Annotated in this window: 18 protein-coding genes; 8 read left to right on the forward strand and 10 right to left on the reverse strand. The window is 64.6% G+C overall.

All coding sequences use genetic code 11. The annotated features are described in order from the left end of the window. Positions 1 to 4: 4 nt before the first annotated feature. From AC066S_RS18165 to uraD, 5 genes are all read left to right on the forward strand, one after another. Positions 5 to 1,792 (forward strand): chloride channel protein, encoded by a 1,788-nt coding sequence (locus AC066S_RS18165; protein WP_126255605.1) that lies wholly within the window; start codon positions 5 to 7, stop codon positions 1,790 to 1,792. A gap of 304 nt (positions 1,793 to 2,096) precedes the next feature. Continuing rightward, complete coding sequence (locus AC066S_RS18170; RefSeq protein ID WP_135169641.1) at positions 2,097 to 2,507, forward strand: hypothetical protein; 411 nt, start codon at positions 2,097 to 2,099, stop codon at positions 2,505 to 2,507. A gap of 575 nt (positions 2,508 to 3,082) precedes the next feature. Further along, positions 3,083 to 3,496: a DUF3830 family protein gene (locus AC066S_RS18175; protein ID WP_126255607.1), complete on the forward strand. Its 414-nt coding sequence runs from the start codon at positions 3,083 to 3,085 to the stop codon at positions 3,494 to 3,496. Then, positions 3,497 to 4,432, forward strand: coding sequence for an allantoinase PuuE (puuE, locus tag AC066S_RS18180; protein WP_135169640.1), 936 nt, complete (start codon positions 3,497 to 3,499; stop codon positions 4,430 to 4,432). Between the two features lie 2 nt (positions 4,433 to 4,434). Then, positions 4,435 to 5,322, forward strand: a complete 888-nt coding sequence (uraD, locus tag AC066S_RS18185) for a 2-oxo-4-hydroxy-4-carboxy-5-ureidoimidazoline decarboxylase (RefSeq protein ID WP_135169639.1) — start codon at positions 4,435 to 4,437, stop codon at positions 5,320 to 5,322. Here the strand turns inward: uraD and AC066S_RS18190 are convergent. Both AC066S_RS18190 and AC066S_RS18195 read right to left on the reverse strand, forming a co-directional pair. Then, positions 5,319 to 8,045 (reverse strand): molybdopterin-dependent oxidoreductase, encoded by a 2,727-nt coding sequence (locus AC066S_RS18190; RefSeq protein WP_135169638.1) that lies wholly within the window; start codon positions 8,043 to 8,045, stop codon positions 5,319 to 5,321. The two genes, uraD and AC066S_RS18190, sit on opposite strands and share 4 nt — an antisense overlap. Continuing rightward, positions 8,042 to 8,866 (reverse strand): FAD binding domain-containing protein, encoded by an 825-nt coding sequence (locus tag AC066S_RS18195; RefSeq protein WP_135169637.1) that lies wholly within the window; start codon positions 8,864 to 8,866, stop codon positions 8,042 to 8,044. The genes AC066S_RS18190 and AC066S_RS18195 overlap by 4 nt, the downstream gene beginning before the upstream one ends. Positions 8,867 to 9,031: 165 nt before the next feature. Here AC066S_RS18195 and AC066S_RS18200 point away from each other — a divergent pair, with 165 nt between their 5' ends. Then, entirely contained in the window at positions 9,032 to 10,381 is a 1,350-nt protein-coding gene (locus AC066S_RS18200; RefSeq protein WP_167767527.1) for an 8-oxoguanine deaminase, read from the forward strand. Positions 10,382 to 10,487: 106 nt separating this feature from the next. On the opposite strand, the gene AC066S_RS18205 is transcribed toward AC066S_RS18200, so the two are convergent. The 4 genes from AC066S_RS18205 to AC066S_RS18220 form a co-directional block, all read right to left on the reverse strand. Then, positions 10,488 to 11,564, reverse strand: coding sequence for a BMP family ABC transporter substrate-binding protein (locus tag AC066S_RS18205; protein WP_167767526.1), 1,077 nt, complete (start codon positions 11,562 to 11,564; stop codon positions 10,488 to 10,490). A 77-nt stretch (positions 11,565 to 11,641) separates the two neighbouring features. After that, positions 11,642 to 12,559: an ABC transporter permease gene (locus AC066S_RS18210; protein WP_135169634.1), complete on the reverse strand. Its 918-nt coding sequence runs from the start codon at positions 12,557 to 12,559 to the stop codon at positions 11,642 to 11,644. After that, complete coding sequence (locus tag AC066S_RS18215; protein WP_126255615.1) at positions 12,546 to 13,637, reverse strand: ABC transporter permease; 1,092 nt, start codon at positions 13,635 to 13,637, stop codon at positions 12,546 to 12,548. Before AC066S_RS18215 ends, AC066S_RS18210 begins: the two co-directional genes overlap by 14 nt. Then, the gene (locus AC066S_RS18220; RefSeq protein WP_164718365.1) at positions 13,621 to 15,210 is read right to left on the reverse strand and encodes an ABC transporter ATP-binding protein; all 1,590 of its coding nucleotides are present in this window, start codon (positions 15,208 to 15,210) and stop codon (positions 13,621 to 13,623) included. The genes AC066S_RS18215 and AC066S_RS18220 overlap by 17 nt, the downstream gene beginning before the upstream one ends. A gap of 404 nt (positions 15,211 to 15,614) precedes the next feature. Here AC066S_RS18220 and AC066S_RS18225 point away from each other — a divergent pair, with 404 nt between their 5' ends. After that, positions 15,615 to 16,997, forward strand: coding sequence for a hypothetical protein (locus AC066S_RS18225; protein ID WP_126255888.1), 1,383 nt, complete (start codon positions 15,615 to 15,617; stop codon positions 16,995 to 16,997). A gap of 39 nt (positions 16,998 to 17,036) precedes the next feature. Here AC066S_RS18225 and AC066S_RS18230 read toward each other — a convergent pair whose 3' ends face one another. Then, on the reverse strand, positions 17,037 to 17,258 hold the full coding sequence (locus tag AC066S_RS18230; RefSeq protein ID WP_126255617.1) for a hypothetical protein: 222 nt from the start codon (positions 17,256 to 17,258) through the stop codon (positions 17,037 to 17,039). A gap of 346 nt (positions 17,259 to 17,604) precedes the next feature. Between AC066S_RS18230 and AC066S_RS18235 the strand changes: the two genes are divergently transcribed. Then, positions 17,605 to 17,787 carry a hypothetical protein gene (locus tag AC066S_RS18235; RefSeq protein ID WP_135169633.1) on the forward strand — a complete coding sequence of 61 codons (183 nt, stop codon included), beginning with the start codon at positions 17,605 to 17,607 and terminating at the stop codon, positions 17,785 to 17,787. 33 nt (positions 17,788 to 17,820) lie between these two features. Here AC066S_RS18235 and AC066S_RS18240 read toward each other — a convergent pair whose 3' ends face one another. The 3 genes from AC066S_RS18240 to AC066S_RS18250 all read right to left on the reverse strand — a co-directional run bounded on the left by AC066S_RS18240 (position 17,821) and on the right by AC066S_RS18250 (position 20,498). Then, positions 17,821 to 19,197 carry a vWA domain-containing protein gene (locus AC066S_RS18240; RefSeq protein ID WP_135169632.1) on the reverse strand — a complete coding sequence of 459 codons (1,377 nt, stop codon included), beginning with the start codon at positions 19,195 to 19,197 and terminating at the stop codon, positions 17,821 to 17,823. A 5-nt stretch (positions 19,198 to 19,202) separates the two neighbouring features. Next, positions 19,203 to 20,150 carry an AAA family ATPase gene (locus AC066S_RS18245; protein WP_027562443.1) on the reverse strand — a complete coding sequence of 316 codons (948 nt, stop codon included), beginning with the start codon at positions 20,148 to 20,150 and terminating at the stop codon, positions 19,203 to 19,205. Positions 20,151 to 20,297: 147 nt separating this feature from the next. After that, positions 20,298 to 20,498 (reverse strand): hypothetical protein, encoded by a 201-nt coding sequence (locus AC066S_RS18250; protein WP_126255620.1) that lies wholly within the window; start codon positions 20,496 to 20,498, stop codon positions 20,298 to 20,300. Between the last annotated feature and the right edge of the window lie 63 nt (positions 20,499 to 20,561).

A 20,561-nucleotide genomic window follows, 5' to 3' on the forward strand; every position in this document is an offset into this window, starting at 1 on the left:
GAAAGTGTTCGTGCGGATCAGGCATCTCGTCGATCGCAAGGGAACGAACCGGACCATGGTTCGGCTGCGCGCCCTCTTGCGCAGCAACGAGTTCTACCTGATCCCGCTTGCGCTGGTGATCGGCACGCTCGCGGGCTCGGTCGTGACGCTGATGGCCCAGATTGCCCAGATCGCGCATGTGGTGATCTACGGCATTCCCATTGATGTTCACCTGTCGGCTCACGAGAGCGTCAGCCCGTGGGCGGCGCTGATCGCGCCTGCGCTCGGCGGCCTGTCGCTCGGCATCATGGAATGGTCGCGGCGGCGCATGAAGATCTCGAATGCGGTCGACCCGATCGAGGCGAACGCACTGCGCGGCGGCAATCTGTCGATGCGCGACAGCATGGTGGTGTCGAGCCAGACGCTGATCTCCAATGGCTGCGGCGCCTCGGTCGGCCTCGAGGCGGGCTATACCCAGATCGGTTCGGGGATCGCCTCGCTGTTGGGCAAGTTCTTCAATCTGCGCCGCAACGATCTGCGCCTGATGGTCGGTTGCGGCGCTGCCGCGGCGATCGCGGCGGCGTTCGGCGCGCCGATCACCGGCGCCTTCTATGCCTGCGAGTTGATCGTCGGAGTCTATTCGGTCAGCAGCGCAGCGCCGATCCTGGCAGCCTCGCTGGCCGGCGCGTTGACCGCGCAATGGCTCGGCGGCGCGCCGTATTCGCTGGAGATACCCAAGGTAAGCGCCGTCGGCGTCGAGCAATATCTGGCACTGATCGGGCTTGCGCTCATCACCAGCGGCGTCGGCATCGCCGTGATGCGCTCCTCGCCGATGTTCGAGCGCCTGTTCGCCTGGATGCCGGTCTGGCTGCGTCCGGTGATCGGCGGCCTCATCGTCGGCGGCTTTGCAATCATCACGCCGCAGGTGCTGGCAGCCGGCCACGGTGCCATGGTGCTCGATCTGTTTCACGAGATGACGATCGGCCTGATCGCGCTGGTCATCGCCTTGAAGGTGACGGCCTGCCTGATCTCGCTCGCCTCGGGCTTCCGCGGCGGTCTGTTCTTCGCATCGCTTTTCGTCGGCAGCCTGATCGGCAAGTTCTTTGCCGCGGTGCTGCTCCTGATCAGCCCGAACTTCGCGATCGATCCGCTGGTCGCGATGCTGACGGGCATGGCGACGCTCGGTGTCGCCGTCGTCGGCGGCCCGCTCACCATGTCGTTCCTGGTGCTGGAGATGACCCGCAATGTCGACGTCACCGCCGTGGTGCTGGCCGGCTGCATCGTCACCTCGATCTGCGTCCGCTTCATGTTCGGCCACTCCTTCTCGACCTGGCGCCTGCATCTGCGCGGCGAGACCATCCGCAGCGCCAACGACGTCGGCTGGCTGCGCAATCTCACCGTCGAGCGCCTGATGCGCTCCGACGTCGGCAAGGTGCCCTCGACCACGACGATCGCCGCGGTTCGTCGCGAGTTCGCGCTGGGCTCGCGGCCCGGAATCGTGATCGTCAACAATGCGGACGAATATGTCGGGTTGGTCATGCTGCCCGACTTGTTCTCCAATGATCTCGACAGCATCGCCGACGACATCCAGGTGGTCGAGCTCGCCCGCCTGATCGACATCGTGCTGATCCCGGAAATGAACGTGAAATCGGCCATGGCGGTGTTCGACGAGGCCGAGGCCGAGATGCTGGCGGTGGTCGACTCCACCGACAGCCGCAAGGTGGTCGGCTTCCTCACCGAGAGCTTCGCCCGCCGCCGCTATGTCGAGGAGATCGACAAGGCCACGCGCGGCGTGCTGGGCGCGTTGTCGTAAGCGCGCCTATAGGCGGGATGGGGCTGCAACGAGGCAGGTCACGATCCGCCGCACCACGGCAGCACCACGAGCAGCGTTGGAAAGGCGACCGGCGAGGACAGCGCCCAGGTGCCCGGCGGTGACCGCAAAACGCAGCGGCTGTTCATGATCCGCTCAGGTTGGAGGGTGCATGCTGGGCTTCGGCCGTTCGTTTACAATCGTTCAAAACGTGGCGGATTGCCGCGATTAGGAAACCATTTCAGTGGTTTGCGCGTTTAACGTGGTTTGCATATTCTACGTTTGCGCAAGGACATAGGAGGTCAAAATGACTGCCAGACCGATGATTTCTGCCGGCCGCAAGACGCTACTGGCCGCGTTCGCCAGCCTGGCAATGGTCGCAACCTCCGCATCGCCCTCTGCTGCGGGGTCCGCAGGGGCGGCTGAGGCGCTGTCCACGAAGCCTGTCACGGCAGGGCAGGGCTCGTCCGACGTCACTGATTTCAGCTCAGCCCGGCGTCGCCATTACTATCGACGCGGGCCCAACGCTGCCGGTCTCGCCTTCATGGGCCTCGCGGCGGGGATGATCGGTGGTGCGATCGCCGAGAGCCGGCGCCGCGAGTATTACGAGAACCGCTATTACTACGGCCCGCGTCCTTACTACGGCGGTACCGGTTATTATGGCGGTCACGGCTATTACGGCGGCGGCAGCCCTTACTATTACGATCCGGGCTATTAGGGATCGTATCGAGCGATCGTTTTCGGCGCTGCCCGGATTGGGTTGCACAAAGAGGGCGGTGCTTTGTGCCGCCCTTTTTTGATGCGCCGGTGCTTCTGTAGCCTGGATGGAGCGGCCCGTCCCGGATTGGGCCGGCACGTGGAAAGAACCTGCGCCAGACTCAACTCTCGTGCCCCGGACGCAGCGCAGCGCTTCTTCAGCGGTGCGCCGCAGAGCCGGGACACGAGGGGGTGATGCAGCTAGCTCTCTGTCTTTGCGCGCCTGCCGTCCCTCGCGGAGCCGCCCGGCCCATGCCGGCCAATTATTCGGCAATCATGCCCGCCGGCGCCGATGGACTTGCCTGCGGCAATCCGGTTCAATGGGACCCATTGAGTTTCCAGGCGACGCGCGAGCCAAGATGGCGGCGAAGGCCGCGGCCGGACGTCCCGATCCTTCTGCCCCGATCGGGGCGTACCGCAGACCGCAAGCTGGTACTCCATGACGTGTGATGCGGCGCGCCACTTGCGCGAAGTCGTCGGGAGTGCTCTTTGCTTGAGCGTTGTCCGGGGCCACCGGACCCGATCCCGAGAGATGAGATGAGCAAGCTCGTTATCCGCGCCGGCGATTTCACCTTCGATGCCCGCTTCGAGGAGCAGCTGGCACCCAAGACCGTCGCCGCCTTTCGCAAGGCGCTGCCGTTCGAAAGCCACATCATCCATGTGCGCTGGAGCGGCGAAGGCGTGTGGATGCCGCTCGGTGATCTCGATTTCGGCGTCGGCTATGAGAACCACACCAGCTATCCCGCGCCCGGCCAGATCATTCTCTATCCCGGCGGCATCAGCGAGACCGAGATCCTGCTGGCCTATGGCAGCGTGCATTTCGCGAGCAAGATGGGCCAGCTCGCCGGCAACCATTTCATCACGCTGACCTCCGGCCTGGAGAATCTGGCGGCGCTGGGCAGGAGCGTGCTGTGGAAGGGCGCCCTGCCGATCCGTTTCGAGGAAGCCTGAGTGACCGATAAGAGCTACCCGCGCGATCTCCGCGGTTACGGCCGCAATCCGCCGCACCCGCAATGGCCCGGCGGTGCGCGGATCGCGGTGCAATTCGTCGTCAATTTCGAGGAAGGCGGCGAGAACAACATCCTGCACGGCGACGCGGCCTCGGAGGCGTTCCTGTCCGACGTGCTCGGCGCGCAGCCGTGGCCCGGCCAGCGCCACGCCAATATCGAATCGATGTTCGAATACGGCTCGCGCGCCGGGTTCTGGCGGCTATGGCGGGTGTTCGGCGAACGCAACTGGCCGACCACGGTGTTCGGCGTCGCCACCGCGCTCAAGCGCAACCCCGAGATCGTCGCGGCGATGAACGAGGCGGGCTGGGACATCGCCAGTCACAGCCTGAAATGGATCGAGCACAAGGACATGACCGAAGCGCAGGAGCGCGCCGAGATCGCGGAGGCCATCCGCGTCCATACCGAAGCCACCGGCGCGCGGCCGCTCGGCTGGTACACCGGACGCTCCTCGATCAACACCAACCGTCTGCTGATGGAGGAGGGCGGCTTCCTCTATCTCTGCGATTCCTATGCCGACGATCTGCCCTATTGGATCAAGGGCGCGAATGGCAAGCAGCTCGTCATTCCCTACACTCTGGATGCCAACGACATGCGCTTCATCAACCCGCAGGGGTTTGCAGAAGGCGAGCAGTTCTTCACTTACCTCAAGGACGCCTTCGACGTGCTCTATGCCGAAGGCGAGACCGCGCCCAAGATGATGTCGGTCGGTTTGCATTGCCGCCTCGCCGGTCGGCCCGGTCGCGCTGCTGGCCTGATCCGCTTCCTCGACTATATCGGCAAGCACGAGCGAGTCTGGGTGCCGACGCGATTGCAGATCGCGCAGCACTGGCACGCCAGGCACGCGGAACTTGCCGCCGACGCATTTGAGATCGGTTGACGATGTCGCAGATTTCCCTCTCCAATCTCAATGGCGCTGCCAAGGCCGATTTCGTCGCCGCGCTTGCCAACGTCGTCGAATATTCGCCGTGGATCGCCGAGCAGCTCGCCGACAAGCGGCCGTTCGCCGGCATCAACCAGTTGCACACGGCGCTGATGGCGGTGATTCAAGGCGCCGACCCCGATGTGCAGCTCGCGCTGATCCGGGCGCATCCCGATCTCGCCAGCAAGACCCGGCGCGCGGCAGGGCTCACGGCGGAATCGACCAATGAGCAGAACAGCGCCGGCCTCGATCGGCTGTCGGATGCCGAATATGCCGCGTTCGAGCGCGTCAACAACGCCTATCGCGCCAAGTTCGGCTTCCCCTATATCGTCTGCGTGCGCCGGCACACCCGGGATTCCGTGCTGCGCGATTTCGAGGTCCGGTTGCGCAATATCGCCAAGACCGAGACACGGCGGGCGATCGAGGAGATCGGTCGCATTTCCGCGCTGCGGCTCGATCAGCTCGTCATTGCCGACGACGAGTTGAAGGTGCATGGCCGGCTGTCGACCCATGTGCTGGACAATCAGATCGGCAGGCCCGCGGCGGGCATCCCCGTGGAGCTTGTCGAACTCTCCGCGCTCGGCGAGAACCGAATCATCGCGCGCGCGGTCACCAATGCGGACGGCCGCACCGACCAGCCGCTGATCGGCGGACGGCCGCTGCCGATCGGCCGTTACGAACTCAGATTCAGCACTGCCGGATACTACGCCGAGCGCAACGTGCAGCTCACCGACCCGCCGTTCCTCGACGACATCCCGCTGCGCTTCGCGATCAGCGAGCCGGAAGGCCACTATCACGTGCCGCTGCTGGTCACGCCGTGGAGCTATTCGACCTATCGCGGCAGCTAGCCGCCGAACTTCTCGAGCAGCGCCGGAAACAGCCGGTCCGGCTTGAACGGCGGTGCGGTGAAGCGGATGCCGGTGGCATCGGCAATGGCGTTGCCGAGCGCGGCAGCGACCGGATTGTACGGACTCTCGCTCATCGACTTCGCTCCCAACGGACCGATGGTGTCGGTCGTCTCGGCGAAGAACACCTCGGTGCGCGGCACGTCGGCGAAAGAGGGCAGGTGGTAGTCGCGGAATTTCGGGTTGGTCACGCGCCCCTCAGCATCGATCACCATCTCCTCGTAGAGCGCGGCGCCGAGCGCTTGCGCGACGCCGCCTTCGACCTGGCCGCGGCACTGCATCGGATTGGCGACGACGCCTGCGTCGGCGGCGTGCACGCTCCTGAGAATCCAGAGCTCGCCGGTGCCCCGGTTCACGCCGACGCGAAAACCCTGCACGTTGAAGCCGACAGAGCGCGGCGTGCCGCCGGAATTGCCGCTGCCGACGAACGGTCGTCCGCGTTCGCCGCCGAGCTTCGCCAGCTCAACAAAGGACATGCGCCGTACGCCGCTGACGACCGCATTGTCCTCGAGCACACAGGTCCCGACGTCACAGAGCCACGCGCCGGCGGCGGCCGCCTTCAGCTCGGTCGCGAGTTGCATGGAAGCCGCATGGGTCGCTTTGCCGGCGACGAAGGTGCCCGCACTGCCATAGGCGCCGGTGTCATGGCCGCCATGGGCCGTGTCGGACTGGCGCAGGTGGATCCTGTCGACGGTGGTCGCAAGTGTGGTCGCCGCGATCTGCCGGTGCACGGTGCTGGTGCCGTTGCCGAACTCGGCGGTGCCGACGGTGAGCTCGAAGCCGCCGTGCCCGTTGAGCACGATCATGGCGTCGGCGATATGTCCGGCCGGCGGCACGGTGTGAATCATGGTCAGCGCGACGCCGTCGCCGATCAACCATTCCGGCGACAGGTCCGGCTGGGGACCATCGGCATGCATGGCGCGCTCGACGAGGTCGAGACATTGGTCGAGCCCGTAGGAGCCGTAGACGACGTCGTGATATTCGGACGGTGGCGGCGACAGCATGGGATCGCCGGGTCTGACGATGTTGCGCCGGCGCATCTCGTAGGCGCTGATGCCGAGTTGCTTCGCCAGCTCGTCGATTGCGGCTTCGACGGCGATGAGCGCCTGTGGCAGGCCGTAACCGCGAAACGCCCCCGCCGGCACCGTATTGGTATAGACCGCAAAGCCATCGACCCGCTTGTTCGGGCAGTTGTAGACGGCAATGGTCTCCGCCAGGGCGTGGAACATCACGGGTCCCGCGTGATTGCCGTAAGCGCCGGTGTTGGAGAGTAGGTCGAGCTGGAGCGCGGTGAGCTTGCCGCCGGCGTCGGCGCCGGCCTTGATGTGGACCCGCATCGGGTGCCGCGTCGAGGTCGCGATGAACTGCTCCTCGCGGGTGAACTCCAGCTTCACAGGGCGTCCGGTCTTCAGCGCAGCGAGCGCCAGAATGTCCTCGACGAACATCTCCTGCTTGCCGCCAAAGCCGCCGCCGACGCGCTCGCAGAACACGCGGACCTTGTCCATGGGAAGCTGGAAGATATTCGAGAGCGCGCGGCGGGTCAGGAACGGCACCTGCGTCGAGCTGCGGACGTTGAGCACCCCGGACTCATCGAGCCAGGCGAGGCCACCATGGGTCTCCAGCGCGGCATGCTGCACGCGATGACTGTGGAAGGTGGCCTCGTATGTGACGGCGGACGCGGCGAGCGCCGAGGCGACATTGCCGAATTCTCCATGCGTCTCCGCCGCGAGGTTGCGCTGGGGATCGGCGATGCGGTTCGCGGTGGTTCGATCGGGATGAATGACGGGCGCGCCCGGCGCCATCGCCTGCTCGGGATCGATCAGCGCCGGCAGAATCTCGTAATCGACCTTCAGCCGGCGGCAGGCCTCCTCGGCGGCGGCCTCGCTCTCGGCGACGATTGCGGCAACGCGCTGGCCGATGAAGCGGACGACGTCGTCGAGAATGCGGGTGTCCTCCGGGTCCATCCAGTCCATCTCGTGCCGCGCAGTCGAGATCAGGACCGATGGTGCATCCTCGTGCGTCAGCACCGCGAGCACGCCGGGAACTTGCAGCGCTTGCGACTTGTCGATCGCGGCGATCCTGGCGTGGGCATGAGGCGATCGCGCCAGCTTGACGTGAAGCAGGCCGTCGATCGCGGTGTCGAAGGTGTAGCGCGCGATGCCACGCACGATGTCGGGGCCGGCGGGCGCCGGCAGGCTGCGGCCGAAGGCGGCGCCTGCCTCGACGCCTGTCTCGACGTTGGTCTTGCCGAGCAATGCATCCTCGATCGAGCCGTAGCCGGTGCAACGGCAGATATTGCCCTTCAGCGCTGCGCCGAGATCGGTGCGCTGGGCCTGGTTCAGCGAGGCGCAGGTCAGGATCATCCCGGCGGTGCAGAAGCCGCATTGGAAACCCTGCGCGTCAAGGAAGGCCTGCTGCATCGGATGCGTGCCGCGGTCTCCGGCGAGGCCTTCGATCGTGGTCACGGGGCGTCCCTCGGCCCGGAACGCCGGGATCAGGCAGCTATGCACCGGCTCGCCGTCAAGCAGCACGGTGCAGGCGCCGCAATCGCCGGCGTCGCAACCCTTTTTCACGCCGAAATGGCCAAGCTCGCGCAGGAACGTGCGCAGGCATTGACCGGCGCGCGGCTCCTGCGCGAACGTCTTGCCGTTGATCTCGAAGCTCACGACGTTGCTCCCAGGAGCTCGCGGCGGATCTCCTCGGCGAGCCGCAATGTCATGTGTTTGCGCCAGAGCGGCTGGCCGTGGATGTCGGTGTGATACAGATCGTCCGTGATCTGCTGCGCGATCGCTGCATGCAACGCACTCGCATCCGGAGCGCCGCGAAAGGACAACTGGATCGGCCGCACCGTCGATGCGGTAACCGTGAGCGTCAGCACGCCATCGGTATCGCGGCTGCCGATCAGGAGCGCCGCCGAGCGGCCGACCGGTGCCAGCGAGATCTGACGAAACGCCGTGCGGCGTTTCAACGCGGCAACCGGAATATCGATCTGGCGTAGCAGGTCGCCCGGCGTCAGGCGATTGCGCTGGTTGCCGGTGACGAAGTCGATCACCGGAATCTTCTGCTCGCCGCCACCGGCCTTCCAGATGGTGCAGACGCCGTCGAGCGCGGAGGCGAGCGAGATCATCGGCCCTGCCGGCAACGACATGCAGAGATTGCCGCCGATGGTCGCGGTCTTCCAGATCTTGAACGAGGCCAAGAAGGCCCGGCAGCACTGGCCGATCAGCGGCGCTGCGCGCCAGTCAGGCGGGCAGGCGAGACCATCGAGCTGCGCGATGGTGCAGGTCGCGGCGATGCTGAGATGGTTCTCAGTGACCGTCAGCGCCGGCCATTTCAGATCGGCGAGATCGATCAGTCGTGTCAGATGAGTCTGCGGCTCCGAGAACAGCCAGGTGCCGCCTGCCAGCCAAGCATCCCCTGCCGTCCAGACCGGCAACTGTGCGCGCGTTTGCGGATGGGCGACCGCTGTGATGGTATTCAAGTCCATGGCTGCGCCCACGCTAGCGTCGGGTGAATCGTCCGACGGAAAGTCTTGCAAGACCGGAGCCAAGTCGCAACAAGAAGTCGCAACGGCAGGTCGCAGCAAATCCGCGATCGGACCCGCCTCCGCCTTGCGGTCCCGTCGTCAACGAATGTGAGGAGAAGCGGAATCATGGACGACACAAGGCCGATTTGGATCAGGGATCCCCTGGCGATCCTCGCCGACGGTGCCGAGCGCGGGATTGTGGTGACGGACGGCCGGATTGTCGAGCTGGTGCCGGCCGGCGGCACGCCTGCGACCGCCGATGTCGCGGTGTTCGATGCGGCCGAGCACGTCGTGCTGCCGGGTCTGATCAACACCCATCATCACTTCTACCAGACGCTGACGCGGGCGCTGCCGGCGGCGATGGACCGCGAGCTGTTCCCCTGGCTCCAGGCACTTTATCCGGTCTGGGCCAAGCTGACGCCTGACGCTCTCGAGCTCGGCGTCACCGTGGCGATGTCCGAACTGCTGCTGTCGGGCTGCACCACCACGACCGATCATCATTACGTGTTCCCGGCAGGACTCGAGGGCGCCGTCGACATCGAGGTCGGCGTCGCAAAGCGGCTCGGTGTTCGCGTGCTGCTGACGCGCGGCTCGATGAACCTGTCGCAGCGCGACGGCGGCCTGCCGCCCGACAGCGTGGTGCAGGACGAGGACACGATCCTCGCCGACAGCGCGCGCGTGGTCGCAAAACATCACCAGCGCGGTCCGGATGCAATGGTGCAGATCGCGCTGGCGCCGTGCTCGCCGTTCTCGGTGACGACGTCCCTGATGCGCGCGACCGCCGATCTCGCCGGCAAGCTCGATGTGCGCCTGCATACCCATCTCGCCGAGACCGAGGACGAGAACAAGTTCTGCGAGCAGATGTATGGCTCCCGCCCGCTCGACTATCTCGAACAATGCGGCTGGCTCTCTGCGCGAACCTGGCTCGCTCACGGGATTTTCTTCAACGCCGACGAGATCAAGCGGCTCGGCAAGGCCAGGACGACCATCAGCCATTGCGCATGCAGCAACCAGTTGCTGGCGTCAGGCTGCTGTCCGGTCTGCGAGATGGAAGAGGCCGGCGTCGGCATTGGGCTCGGCGTGGACGGCTCGGCCTCGAACGACGGATCGAACCTGATGCAGGAGGTGCGGGCTGCGTTCCTGCTGCAACGGGCCCGCTATGGCGTCACGAAAGTCAGCCACAAGGATGCGTTGCGCTGGGCTACCAAGGGCTCGGCGGCCTGCATCGGCCGGCCGGAACTCGGCGAGATCGCCGTCGGCAAGGCGGCCGATCTCGCGCTGTTCAAGCTGGACGAGCTGCGCTTCTCCGGCCATGGCGATCCCCTGGCCGCGCTGGTTCTGTGCGGAGCGCATCGGGCCGATCGCGTGATGGTAGCCGGACGATGGGTCGTGACCGACGGTGCGATTCCGGGTCTCGATGTCGCCGATCTCATCCGTCGCCACAGTTCCGCGGCGCGGGCCATGCAGTTGGGATAAGGCAGAAATTGAAAGAGGGGGCGACCACAAGTGCCGGGTGCTTCTGGCCACCCCCTCCGAACCTCCTCCGGGAGGAGCAGGTGATCTGGGCAAAGCAAGAAGCGTGCTACTTGCCCGGCAGCTTGTCGTCGATGCCCTTGACGTAGAAATTCATGCCGAGGATCTGGCTGTCATCGAGGTGATCACCGCCCTTGCACTCCACCGGCTTGCCGTCCTGCCCAACAATCGGGCATTTGAACGGATGCAGCTTGCCTGCGGTGATCGCGGCCTGGGCATCCTCCGCCATTTTCTTCACCTCGTCGGGCATGTTGGTATATGGCGCCATCGCGAACATGTGGCTGTCGAGGCCGCCCCAGCTGTCCTCGGACTTCCAGGTGCCGGCGAGCTCGGCCTTGACGCGCTCGATGTAATAGGGGCCCCAGGTGTCGAGGATCGAGGTCAGCTGGGTCTTCGGCCCGAACTTGATCATCTCGGAATCCTGGCCGAAGGCGAGCTTGCCGCGTTCGCTGGCGATCTGCATCGCCGCGGGCGAATCCGTATGCTGCATGATCACGTCGGCGCCCTGGTCGATCAAAGCCTTGGCGGCGTCGGCCTCCTTGCCCGGATCGAACCAGGTGTTGGCCCAGATGATCTTGACCTTGATGTTCGGGTTGATGGTCTGCGCCGCCAGCATCGTCGCGTTGATGCCGGAGACGACCTCCGGAATCGGGAATGAGCCGATATAGCCGAGCACACCCGACTTCGACATCTTGGCCGCGATCAGGCCCTGAATGTAGCGGCCCTGATACCATTTGGCCGAATAGGTCGACATGTTCGGGTTGCGCTTGTATCCGGTGGCGTGCTCGAAATGCACATTCGGATATTTCTTGGCGACCTTCAGCGTCGGATCCATGTAGCCGAACGACGTCGTGAAGATCAGCTTGTTGCCGGCGCGGACGAGCTGCTCGATGGCGCGTTCGGCGTCGGGGCCTTCGGGCACGTTCTCGAGATAGGTGGTCTCGATCTTGTCGCCCAATTCCTTGACCAGAGCCTGGCGCCCGAGATCGTGCTGATAGGTCCACCCCAAGTCTCCGATCGGGCCCAGATAGATGAAGCCGACCTTCAGCTTGTCGGCGGCGGAGGCTGCACTGATGCTCCCGGCGAGCAAGAGTGTGGCGGCCAGCGCAAGAAGTGATTTCCTCATCATCGATCTCCAAACATCAGGGGGAAGCCACGATCCGCAACCTGCGCGCCCCATCGCGCCTGTCGCGAAAATGAAACTCAGCGGTCAGGTACGAACACGGTCCCGAGCGCGGCCGGTGCGGTCGAGCCGCCGCTGCGCGCACGGGAGAGCAGAACCAGAACGATGACGGTCGCAAGATAAGGCAGCGCCGACATGAATTGCGAGGGAATGCCGACGCCCCAGCCTTGCGCATGCAGCTGAAGGATCGTCACGGCGCCGAAGAGATAGGCGCCGACTACGAGCCGGCCCGGCCGCCAGGACGAGAACACCACCAGCGCCAGGGCGATCCAGCCGCGGCCCGCGGTCATGCCGGGGATGAAGAACGGCGTATAGGCGAGCGGCAGATAGGCGCCTGCAAGCCCGGCGCAGGCGCCACCGAACATCACGGCGAAGGTGCGGATGCGCAACACGGGATAACCCAGCGCATGCGCGGAGACGTGATTGTCGCCGCAGGCGCGCAGGATCAGTCCCGCGCGCGTGCGGTACAGGAACCACCAGACGGCGACGACGAGTGCAATGGAGAAGTAGACGAAAGCATCCTCGCCGAATAGCACGCGGCCGACCAGCGGGATTTCGGTGAGGCCCGGAATGGAGAGATGGGCTGCCGGCGTGATGCGCTCGCCGACGAAGCCGGCACCGACCAGTCCGGACAGCCCGACGCCGAGGATGGTCAGCGCGAGACCCGTCGCGACCTGGTTGACGGCGAGCCCGAGCGCCATCAATGCGAAGATCAGCGACATCATCGTGCCCGCGAGGATGCCGAACAGCGCCCCAACGAAGATCGACCCGGTGAGCCAGGCCCCGGCAAAGCCGCAGGCCGCGCCGACGATCATCATGCCCTCGACGCCGAGATTGAGCACGCCGGAGCGCTCGGTCACGAGCTCTCCGGTCGCGGCGAGCAGGAGCGGCGTCGATGCGGCGAGCACCGAAAGGATGATGGCTTCAACGAGTTCCACGGGCCACCTGACGGTTCGGGAAGACCAGCCTGAAGCGATAGAGGATCAGGGAATCGCAGGCGAGCACGTAGAACAGCAGAATACCCTGAAAAACCTTGGTGACATCCAACGGGATCTTCATCGCGATCTGCGCTTGCTCGCCGCCGATAAAGGTCAACGCAAGGAACAGGCCCGCAACCAGTATTCCCAGCGGATTCAGCCGGCCGAGGAAGGCAACGATGATCGCCGTAAAACCGTAGCCGGGGGAGATGCCGGGCTGGAGATGGCCGACGGGACCTGCAACCTCGATGATGCCGGCGAGGCCCGCGAGCGCGCCTGATACCACGAAGGTCAGGATGACCAGATGGTCGGCTTTGAAGCCGCCGAACTGCGCCGCGCGGGGGGCTGCGCCAACGACGCGGATCTCAAAACCCTTGATGGTTCGCCCGAGCAGGATTGCGGCGGCCGCCACGACCAGAAGCGCGATGATCGCGCCGAGATGCAGCCGGCCGCCCTCGATCAGCAGCGGGACGGTCGCCACCGGGTCGAACTCGGCCGTGGTTGGGAAGTTGAAGCCGTGCGGATCACGCCAGGGGCCGCGCACGAGATAGTCGAGGAAGAGGTCGGCAACATAGACCAGCATCAAGCTGGTCAGGATCTCGCTGGCACCGAACCTCACCTTGCAGATCGCCGGGATCAGCGCATAGAGCGCACCTGCGGCGGCGGCAAGGACGATCATGGCGGGCAGCACCCAGGCGCCGGCGTCGGTGCCTTGCGTCCTCACCGCGATCCAGCTTCCGGCCACCGCGCCGATCAGGAATTGACCTTCGGCGCCGATGTTCCAGGCATTGGCGAGATAGCAGAGCGACAGCCCGATCGCGATCATCACCAGCGGCGTTGCCTTTACCGCGATCTCCTGCAGCGAATAGCCGTCGGTCAAGGGCGCGATGAAATAGGCGTGCAAAGCGAGCAGCGGGTTCTTGCCGAGGATCGCGAACAGGATGACCATGGTCACGATCGTGAGGCCGACCGCGATCAGCGGCGAGACCAGCGCGATCGTGCCGGAACGCTCGGCGCGCTTCTCAAGCACCAACTGCATGCGCCGCCTCCTTCGGCTCCAGCATGCTGCCGCCCATGAGAAGGCCGAGCTTTTCGCGCGTCGCCTCGCTGGCGGCCAGCGGCGCTGATAACCTGCCGTGGAACATCACGGCGATACGGTCGGCGATCTCGGCGAGTTCGTCCAGATCCTGGCTGGTCACGAGCACGGCGGCGCCCGCGGTTGCGAGATCAAGCAGCGCCTGGCGAATGACGGCGGCGGCGCCGGCGTCGACGCCCCAGGTCGGCTGGCTCACGACCAGCACCGCGGGGTTGCGCAGGATCTCGCGTCCCACGATGAATTTTTGCAGATTGCCGCCGGAAAGGGATGCTGCTTCGGGATCGCGCTTGGCCTTGCGCACGTCGAACGTCTCGGTCGCGCGGTCGACGGTCTTCAGCGTGGCGGCGGTATCGATGAAGCCGCGATGCACCATGCCGCTCGCGGCATGGCCGGTGAGCAGCGCGTTCTCCGAGAGCTTCATGCGCGGCGCCGTGCCGTGGCCGAGCCGCTCCTCGGGAACAAAGGCGGCACCCAGCTTACGCCGTTGCGTGATGGAGAGATGGCCGGCGGCAATGCCTTCGATCACCACCGTGCCCGGATCCTTCGACAATCGCTCGCCGGACAGCGCGGCGAATAATTCGTCCTGGCCGTTGCCGGCAACGCCCGCGATCCCCAGAATCTCGCCGCCCTTCAGTTCGAAAGAGATGTGCGCGAGCCGCACGCCATGCGCCTCGCCTGGTGCGAGCGACAGATCGTTGACGACGAGCCGCGGCACGGTGGTCGTTCGGCCGGCCGCCGCCTTCACCTCCTTGATCTCTCCGCCGACCATCATGCGCGCGAGCGAAGCGGCGGTCTCGCGCCGGGGATCGCAGGTCTCGACCTTTCTGCCGCCGCGCAGGATCGTGGCGGTATCGCAGAGCCGCTTCACCTCCTCGAGCTTGTGGCTGATGTAGAGGATGGCGCGGCCTTCGGACTTGAGGCGCTCCAGTACGATGAAAAGCTGATCGGATTCCTGCGGCGTCAAGACGGCGGTGGGCTCGTCCAGGATCAGGAATTTCGGATCCTGCATCAAGGCGCGGACGATCTCGATGCGCTGGCGCTCGCCGACCGACAATTGCCAGACCTCGCGCCGGGGATCGAGCGGAAGGCCGTAAGTCTTCGACACCTGTGCCAGCCGCGCCGACATGTCGTTGAAGGATTCCCGTCCGTCGAGGCCGAGCGCGACGTTCTCGGCGACCGTGAGATTGTCGAACAGCGAGAAGTGCTGAAATACCATGCCGATGCCGCGGCTGCGGGCTTCCGAGGGGCCGGACAGCACGATGCGTTCGCCCAGCCAGTAAATTTCACCGGCGCTGGGCTGGATCAGCCCGTAGACCGCCTTGACCAGCGTTGACTTGCCGGCCCCATTTTCACCGAGCAGCGCGTGGATTTGGCCTGGCCAGATATCGATGTCGATGGAATCGTTGGCAAGGAAATCGCCATACCGTTTGGTGAGCCCGATCGTCCGCAGCAGCGGAGATTCGCCGGAATTCAGGCCGTCAGGTGTTGAATCTAACATTCGCTGATGCGCTTGCATGGGTGAAATATCGCGATAGTGGGCCAGTTTGGAGCCCGGCGTAAGGTGTGAAAATGCATCATCCCTTGCTCAACGCTTCGGCAGGCACCGGGGGACCGTGTGTGTTGAAGCCCTGGCATCGCCTGCGGGCGCCGCTTCAGCTGGGCCTGTTGCAGATTTGTGACGGTGGAACCCGCCATGCTGACTTGACGTCGCAGTGGGCAAAGATGCGCGCGCCCATGCACTGCGGATCGACTCAACGTCGGCTCCTGACCATCGTGCTCCGCAACATCCGCTCGATATGAAGAGCGAGATCAAATGGAATGCTGCGGCGGCCGGCCTCAGCCGGCAAGTCATCTGGACGAAATACGAATCAGCCAAGCTTCGGATGGTGGCCGCACCATCGGAGTTACCCTAGCCCGTATATGAATAGCGATATCTCGTTGTCCTCAGATCGCGGAAACCGGTTCTACCAAGGTGTGGCTGCGACGTTTTTCGCCAACGCCCTCCAGGCGGTCAATTTTCTCGGGGATCGATTCCTGAGAAAATCGCATCATTCGTTGTCGGCCATCGAGGACCTCTACCGGCACGCGATGGACAGCGCATTTTCGGTGACCGAGGCCTTCCTCGTCACCGGCGCACCCCACGCATCCGCCTATTACCCCCGTGACTTCGCCTGGTTCTATCCTGACGTCCTCGACCCCGAAACCATCATGGATGCGCAGGACGCGGTGCGGCGGGCGCGGCTTCTCGACAGGAGCATCCGTTTGTTGCTGGAGGCGGTTCGCGCCGATGTCGTCACGACGACCATCGTCCCGGCCGGGCGCGGTCGATACCTCGGCGTGAATTACTTCTCGCGCCCGTCGGATACGCTGCTCGGCATTCTGGCCGGCCTGCAGCAGATGATCTTGGCCGACCAGAGGGCGCCGTCCTATCTGGCGATGTCACAATGCGCGCATGCCGGCCGCCTGCTGGTGGCCGAATATGGCGGTGACCTAAAGCGTGCCATCCTTAAGCTCGCAAGCGAGCTCGAGCCGTTCGATCATGACGGCAGCACCTATTTGCTGTGCGACGCTCGTGGTCCTCGCTCCGCCGCAACGGATACCCGCGCCGAGCGCCGGCGCTTCGTGACCAATGCCTGCGTCCATACGACCTTCGTGTGGAGCGTGCAGCTTGGAATCGTCGATGAGAACGAGCTGAAGCGTCTGCTCGGGCGCGACCTCGTGCAGTACAAGAAGGATCTGCTCCGCCTGTTCGGCAGGGACGGATACGTCAGGCATTCTCTCGACGGACCGGAGGGCCCGCCGGCGTCCTCGGTCGCGCTGGATTTCGTCAGCGTGCATCGCGGCTTCTGGAATCTGAACGATGCCAGCGAGCGGGCGCTGTTCGCGGCGACGGCGGATCTGATCATTGCGGAGCCGCGCTTTCGCATCCCCAGCACGTACCACTTCCTGGTGTCCGCGGATAATCCGCGGAACAAGATGATCCACAAGATCGCGGCGCCTGCCTACCAGGGACGTACCTCCTGGCCGACGTTCAACGTCGAATTTGCGGATCGCATGCTGGACTATGATGAATTCTCGGGAAGCGACACCTACCGTTCCTGCGCTCAGGGAATATTGAAGGACATACGGACCGCGACCGAGCTGCACGGCGGATATCAGGAGTTGATCTCCGAACAGGGTCTGAAATATCGCACCTGGGCCTATAACGGCGCGGTGGCTCACTCCTGGTTTCCGCGCTTCTTGTCCGTCTGGAGGAGGGCATATGGATCCCCGCTCCTGCAGTGGAACGACTGGACTCGGTGATATCCCGGCAGGTTGTCGCCGAGGATCAGCGCGAATCTGTCACGCCACGAGATCCAGCAACCGGCACGATCCGCGCACGAGCACCTTGCGTCCGGCCGGCGTTATTGCAGGTACACCGTCGTTGATGGCAACAAGGCCAAGCTCGACGAGGCCATCGACGAGATAGGACTTCGCGAGGCGGCCGTTCGACAGCGGGTTACGAAGTGTACGCAGCGCTTCCCACTGGTCCGACGCAAGTTCGAAGTCGAAATCGTTGCTCATGTCACCTCAGGAGATCGTGCCGTTCGCGCCCCTGTTAGCGGCGCCGCATGAAGACCATGCGACGACAATGAGTCGGGAATTCGGTAGGCCGTTTAGAACGCCTCTTCACAAATTGCCGCACTACGTTGCGACACGAGAAGAAGATCGCTTGATCGGGAATACGTCCGTGGCTTGATCACTAATTGATGATCCACAGTTGATGCTGCGCTGCGAGCTACCGCAGTGCACGGGAAGTATCACTGTCCCATGATGCGTCGCGATATGCACAGAAATCGTGACGCGAGCAATCCGGGATTCTGTTAGGTTGATTTGCGGGGAATGACTTCACGCGGCAGGAGTGGAGTGCATGAACAGGCTGGTCGAAATTCGCAGTCAGGAATCCCTGTGCCGGGAGCGTGCGGCCCGCGATTTTGATCGCCGGCTGTTTTGGCTCGCGCAAGCCGAGGAATGGAAGCAGCGCGCGCTCGACGAGATCGCCTATCACTTCCGGGAATGCAACGTCGGCCAGGCGGAGCTTGCGCGAAACTGACGTTTCGCCAATGCGGTTGGCCGCGCGCGAGACTTACTGATAAGTCGCCACGATATCCGACACGGCGCGCTCGAGCTGTTGCGCGGTGGCGCATTGGCGCACGACGGTGCAGAAGGTCGCGTAGCGCGGCATCTCGGAATCGCCGAAGCCCCAGGCGAGCCGTCCTTCGGGATTGAGCCAGACCAGCCGCTTCGAGCGTTCGGAGATGCGGCGCAGGATATCGGCGCGCGGGTCGAGATTGTTGCTGCGGGCATCGCCGAGGACGATCACCGTGGTTTGCGGCGTCAGCGCGCTCATGAAGTCCTTCTCGAAATCGACCAGCGAAGAGCCGTAGTCCGACGAGCCGAAACCGACCTTGGACATGATCTCGGCCATCGCCTCTTCCGGCGATTTCGCCTCCAGGACGTCGCTGACCTCGATCAGATGCGAGGAGAAGGCGAAGGAGCGGACGTCATCGACCACTTCGTGCAAGGAGTGGATCAGGAGCAGGAAGAAATCGGAGACCTGGGCGACAGAGCCGGAGACGTCGCAAAGCGCCACGATCTTCGGCCGGTCGCGATGCTTGCGTTTCCACGCAGTCAGGAACGGCACGCCGCCCCAGGCCGCGTTGCGGCGCAGCGTGCGGCGGACGTCGAGATGGCCGCGGCGCTGGCGCTTGCGCGGCTTGGAATAGCGCTCGCGCAGCCGGCGCGCGATCTGGCGGATGAGGGCGCGCATCTCGGCGACCTGGCGCTGCTCGATGCGGGCAAGCGGCGCGTTGCGCAGGATCTCGTTGCGAAGATTTTCGGCCTCCTCGCGGGCATAGAGCGCAAGCCCCTGCGCGACCGTGTCGCGCACCGCCTCGCGCAAGGCGTCGAGCGCGGCGCGCAGGCGCTCGGCCAGCGCCGGGTTGGTCGCGGTCAGCTGTTCGAGATCGTCGCGCAGGCGCTGCAGGCCCATGGCGTCGAGGATGCGGCTCGAGAAGATGCCGCGCTGGGTGGAGTAGCGGATGTCGGACAGGGAGGCCGCACCGGAGGCGCTGGCGATGGCGGCCGCGATCGCATTGCGGTCCTGCGACAGCAGCATCTGCGCAAGTGGACCCAAACCCTCAGGAGGTTGACCTTCGCCCGGCTCGCTGGCCGAGCTGGAAGAGGGCGACTGATCCGTGTCCTGCGACGCGTCGTCGTTGCTCGTCTCGGGCTGGTCCTGCCGCGGTTCCGGCCGGCTGAAGAACAGATCGAAACAATCGCCGAGCGCGAGCTTCTCGTCCTGCGACTTGGCGAGCGTCAGCAGCAGCGCGTCGCGCAGCACGGCACGGTCGGAGATGCCGACTTGTGCGACGGCGCGCATTGCATCGATGCTTTCGGCAGGCGAAACGTGAACGCCGACGCCCCGCGCTGCCCGAAAGAAACGATGGAGGTTCTGGCGCATCGGCGTCAACCGAAGACGTTGGACCGTGCCGCCTTGGCAATGAAGGTCGTCACCTGCGGCGATGCGGCCTCGATGTCAGCTTCGTATTTCAGGAGCACGTTGAGGGTGTCCTTGACGATATCGGTGTCGAGCTCGGTGGCCTGGAGCAGCACCAGGACGCGTGCCCAGTCGATGGTCTCGCTGACCGACGGCAGCTTCTTCAGATCCAGCGAGCGGATCTCGTGGATGAAGCCGACCATCTGCCGGCGCAGCGCTTGCGAGATGCCGGGCACGCGGCTTTCGACGATGCGCTCCTCGAGCCGCTGCTCGGGAAAGCCGATATGCAGATGCAGGCAGCGCCGCTTCAAGGCGTCGCCGAGGTCGCGTTCGCTGTTGGAAGTGAGGATCACGGTCGGCGGCGTGATCGCCGAGACGGTGCCGAGCTCGGGGATCGTGACCTGGAAGTCGGACAGAATCTCCAGCAGCAGCGATTCGAATTCCGCGTCCGACTTGTCGATCTCGTCGATCAGCAGCACGCAGCCGCCCGGCTGCTCCAGCGCCTGAAGCAGGGGACGCGGCTCGACGAATTCCTTGGAGAAGAACACGTCGCCAAAATCGTGGAGCTGGTCGAGCGCGGCATGCAGTGTCTGCGCGCCGCCGAGGACTTCGCCGAGCTTGTCCTTGAGGATCTGCGTGTAGAGAAGCTGCTTGGCGTATTTCCACTCGTAGAGCGCCTTGGCTTCGTCGAGGCCTTCATAGCATTGCAGGCGGATCATCTTCATGCCGCGCCAGGCGGCGATCGCCTTGGCAAGCTCGGTCTTGCCGACGCCCGCAGGGCCCTCGACCAGGATCGGCTTCTCGATCTGCTGCGACAAATAGACGGCGGTCGCGATCTGCCGGCTCGCGATATAGCCCTGCGCGGCGAGGCCGCTCTCCACTGCCTCGATCGAGGTCGAGGCCTTCTGATCAGCCACGAATGGGCGCTCCCAAGGTCTTGCTTGAGGCTTGTTCTGCCTGCGTTCCCGGCAAAGAACAAGCCTCGTTTAGGAGACATCAGACCCGCATCAGCGGCGTTTTTTTCCGCTGAACGCAAATAGTTGAGCGGTTCGCCGTCCGCAGGATCAGTGCCGCAGCACGGTCGGCTTGCGGATGGTCTGTCTGACTTCGGCGCCGCAATCGGCGCATTCATACACAAAGTCGATCTTGGCAAGGCTCCAATGCGGCTCGACCTCGCGCACATACATCGGCAGGAACCCCATGCAGGTGGGGCAATTCACGGGCGCGATTTCGACGTCCTGATGATGCTGTACATAAGCTGGCATCTCGGCTCTCCTTCGCAGGCGACCACCAAACCCCGCGCAGAAGTTACTGCCGGTTGCGTCAGG

The sequence above is a fragment of the Bradyrhizobium sp. CFUWI genome, assembly GCF_056429085.1.

Coding starts and splice junctions, on each gene's coding strand:
- AC066S_RS18170 (WP_135169641.1), top strand. CDS start 2,097: ATGACTGCCAGACCGATGATTTCTGCCGGCCGCAAGACGCTACTGGCC.
- AC066S_RS18175 (WP_126255607.1), top strand. CDS start 3,083: ATGAGCAAGCTCGTTATCCGCGCCGGCGATTTCACCTTCGATGCCCGC.
- uraD (WP_135169639.1), top strand. CDS start 4,435: ATGTCGCAGATTTCCCTCTCCAATCTCAATGGCGCTGCCAAGGCCGAT.
- AC066S_RS18195 (WP_135169637.1), bottom strand. CDS start 8,866: ATGGACTTGAATACCATCACAGCGGTCGCCCATCCGCAAACGCGCGCA.
- AC066S_RS18200 (WP_167767527.1), top strand. CDS start 9,032: ATGGACGACACAAGGCCGATTTGGATCAGGGATCCCCTGGCGATCCTC.
- AC066S_RS18205 (WP_167767526.1), bottom strand. CDS start 11,564: ATGAGGAAATCACTTCTTGCGCTGGCCGCCACACTCTTGCTCGCCGGG.
- AC066S_RS18215 (WP_126255615.1), bottom strand. CDS start 13,637: ATGCAGTTGGTGCTTGAGAAGCGCGCCGAGCGTTCCGGCACGATCGCG.
- AC066S_RS18220 (WP_164718365.1), bottom strand. CDS start 15,210: ATGCAAGCGCATCAGCGAATGTTAGATTCAACACCTGACGGCCTGAAT.
- AC066S_RS18225 (WP_126255888.1), top strand. CDS start 15,615: ATGAATAGCGATATCTCGTTGTCCTCAGATCGCGGAAACCGGTTCTAC.
- AC066S_RS18230 (WP_126255617.1), bottom strand. CDS start 17,258: ATGAGCAACGATTTCGACTTCGAACTTGCGTCGGACCAGTGGGAAGCG.
- AC066S_RS18235 (WP_135169633.1), top strand. CDS start 17,605: ATGAACAGGCTGGTCGAAATTCGCAGTCAGGAATCCCTGTGCCGGGAG.
- AC066S_RS18240 (WP_135169632.1), bottom strand. CDS start 19,197: ATGCGCCAGAACCTCCATCGTTTCTTTCGGGCAGCGCGGGGCGTCGGC.
- AC066S_RS18250 (WP_126255620.1), bottom strand. CDS start 20,498: ATGCCAGCTTATGTACAGCATCATCAGGACGTCGAAATCGCGCCCGTG.